The organism is Streptomyces sp. rh34 (assembly GCF_002551245.1).
GTDB lineage: Bacteria > Actinomycetota > Actinomycetes > Streptomycetales > Streptomycetaceae > Streptomyces.
This window is the reverse complement of record NZ_NTGZ01000455.1, coordinates 1-2,907: the sequence shown is the minus strand read 5'-3', so window position 1 is coordinate 2,907 and position 2,907 is coordinate 1. Positions and strand designations below refer to the sequence as shown.

The following is a 2,907-nucleotide window of genomic DNA, read 5'->3' as shown; positions in this document are numbered from 1 at the left end:
TCAGAGATGTGTATAAGAGACAGGCTCCGGACCGCCGTGCCCCGGGCCGCCGCCGTGCCCCGGGCCGCCGCCGTGCCCCGGGGCCCCGGCATCCTCACGGGCGACCGCGGCGCCGATGCCCGCCGCGAGCTCCTCGCCCGGACCGCCGGGTCCGCCGGAACCGGACAGATGCTCCATGACCCGGGCCAGGGTGGGGACGGCGGGGTCGGCGGCGGAAGCGCGCGGGATGCCCAGGGTGTCCAGGACCCGGTGCAGCCGCGCCGCCTCCGTACGCCATTTCCGGTCGACGACCTCGTCGGGATACTGCTGCCAGTCCACCGGCGCCCAGCCCGGACCGCTCTCGGCGGGGCCGCCGTGGAAGAGCCGGGCGGCGAGCAGGGACGCCGCCTCGTCGGCGACCCCGGGCTCCTCCAGCAGGTCGCACGCGGGCCGCTCGCCGAGGCGCAGGGCGAAGCCGTCGGCCAGCCGGTCCCGGCGGGAGAGCTCGGTGAGCGCGGAGACGACCCCGGCGTCCAGCCGGGAGGGCCAGCGGCCCATCCGCCAGGCGGGCAGCGCCACCCGGGTCAGCAGCCGGTCCCAGCCGGCATAGGCGAGGCCGACCTGTTCCTGGGCGGCGATCCGCAGCCCGTGGTCGACCGTCTGGGCCCGCATGGAGGCGGCGGCCGCCACACAGCGCTCCATCTCGGCGGCGTGGCCCCGGCAGGCCCGGAGCAGCAGCCGGGAGATCCAGCCGGCGAAGGCGAGCGGCGCACCGCGCACCGCGCCCCGGCCGGGGGCGGCGGCATCGGCGATCGAGGCGTCCAGACCGCGTACGAAGCGACGGGCGGCGGCTATGTCGGGGTGCGCGGACGGGCCGGTGCCCGCCACCACGGGGGCGAGGACCGCGCGGAGCTCGGCGACCCGCATCCACCACAGGAACGGCGAGCCGATGACCAGAACGGGGGCTGCGTCCCCGCCTCCCGCCTCGCCCCCCGGAGCCCCCGGGACCCCCGCGCCCTTCCGCAGCGCGCGGTGTGTCCGGTCCTCCAGCCAGCTGTCGCAGTCCGGGGTCAGCGCTATGGCCGAGGGCGCGGGCACGTCGAGCCGGTCGGCCAGGTCCCGGACCAGACGGTAGAGGTCGGGGGCCCCCTCCTCCGGCACGGGGACGGTCGGACTCATGGCGGGCCGCGCGCGGGCCACCGAAACGGCGACCAGGACGGTCACCAGCAGCACGACGACCGCGACGCCGAGGACCGTCCAGCGCACGGCGTCCCAGGCCGGACCGGCCAGGTGGCCCTGCGCGCCCGCCGCGAACAGCACGACGGCGACGGCCGCGGGCAGGATCGCCACGGCCAGTGCCCTGCTGCGGATCCGCAGCAGGGAGAGCGCTCGGGCCTGTGCGGCCCGCGCACCCAGCTCCTCACCCACATCGATACCGGACACGGCCGGACGTCACCCCCTCTGCCCCTCGACGGTGTTGCTCACTCCCCCACTGTGGCACCCGTCACCGACATCGCAATGCCGGTGGGCCAAGTGCCCGAACGCTTGCGCCGCACCCTAGTTGGGGCTCCGGCAGCCGTCATCCGGATGGCCCAGTCGTCACCCGATGGAATGGCTTTGGGCAAAGCTGCTGACGTGTTCGCGTCCATAGGCAAGCGCGCCCGCCGGGGCGCCCGGGCAAGGAGCAGCCCCTCGCGCCTGCCGCGTACGCCGGTGGCGTACGGGGGCGGGCGGAGGGGCTGCGGGGCCCTTGGCCTGCCGGGCCGGTCCGTGAAGGGCGAGCGCCCGAACGGCAGGCCCGTGACGGCGAAACGGTGAACGGCAGGCCCGTGACGGCGGGAGGTGAACGGCGGGACGGCCGCGGCCGTCAGTTCTGCGAGGCCTTCAGGGCGATGTCCGTACGGTGCTGGGATCCGTCCAGGCGGATCCGGCCGAGCGCGGTGTAGGCCCGCTCCCGGGCCGCCGTGAGGTCCTTGCCGGTCGCGGTCACCGAGAGCACCCGGCCGCCCGCGCTGAGCACCGTGTCGCCCTCGGCGCGGGTCCCGGCATGCAGGACGTACGCGTGGGGGGCATCCTGCGCCGCCACGTCCGCGAGCCCGTCGATCGGGTCGCCGGTGCGCGGGGTGTCCGGGTAGTTGTGCGAGGCGATGACCACGGTGACGGCGGCGTCGTCGCGCCAGTTCAGCGGGGGGAGGACGTCGAGGGTGCCGTTGGCGGAGGCCAGCAGGACACCGGCCAGCGGGGTCTGCAGCCGGGCCAGGACGACCTGGGTCTCCGGGTCGCCGAAGCGGGCGTTGAACTCGATGACCCGGACGCCGCGCGAGGTGATCGCGAGGCCCGCGTAGAGCAGTCCGGAGAAGGGCGTGCCCCGTCGGCGCAGCTCGTCGACGGTCGGCTGGAGGACGGTTTCGAGGACCTCGTCGACCAGCTTGGGGTCGGCCCACGGGAGCGGGGAGTAGGCGCCCATGCCACCGGTGTTCGGGCCCGCGTCGCCGTCGAGGGCGCGCTTGAAGTCCTGGGCGGGCTGGAGCGGCACCACGGTGGTGCCGTCGGTGATCGCGAAGAGGCTGACCTCGGGGCCGTCGAGGAACTCCTCGATGACCACGCGGTCGCAGGACAGCGCGTGGGAGCGGGCCACGTCCACGTCCTCGGTGACGACGACGCCCTTGCCCGCCGCGAGCCCGTCGTCCTTGACGACGTACGGGGCGCCGAAGGCGTCGAGGGCCTCGTCGATCTCGGCGGGGGTGGTGCAGACGTAGCTGCGGGCGGTGGGGACCCCGGCGCCGGCCATGACGTCCTTGGCGAACGCCTTGGAGCCTTCCAGCCGCGCGGCTTCGCCGGAGGGGCCGAAGCAGGGGATGCCGGCCGCGCGCACGGCGTCGGCGACCCCGGCGACGAGCGGCGCCTCCGGGCCGACGACCACCAGCT

1 protein-coding gene and 1 pseudogene are annotated in these 2,907 nt (G+C 75.7%); both read right to left on the bottom strand.

Annotated features, from left to right (window positions below; all coding sequences use genetic code 11):
* Positions 1 to 24 precede the first annotated feature (24 nt).
* Positions 25 to 1,422: pseudogene (locus tag CR470_RS37130) on the bottom strand (hypothetical protein); the annotation flags it as partial.
* Positions 1,423 to 1,846: 424 nt separating this feature from the next.
* Positions 1,847 to 2,907: phosphoribosylamine--glycine ligase (gene purD / locus CR470_RS37125; RefSeq protein ID WP_107489547.1), on the bottom strand; the 1,061-nt coding region annotated here is incomplete at its 5' end.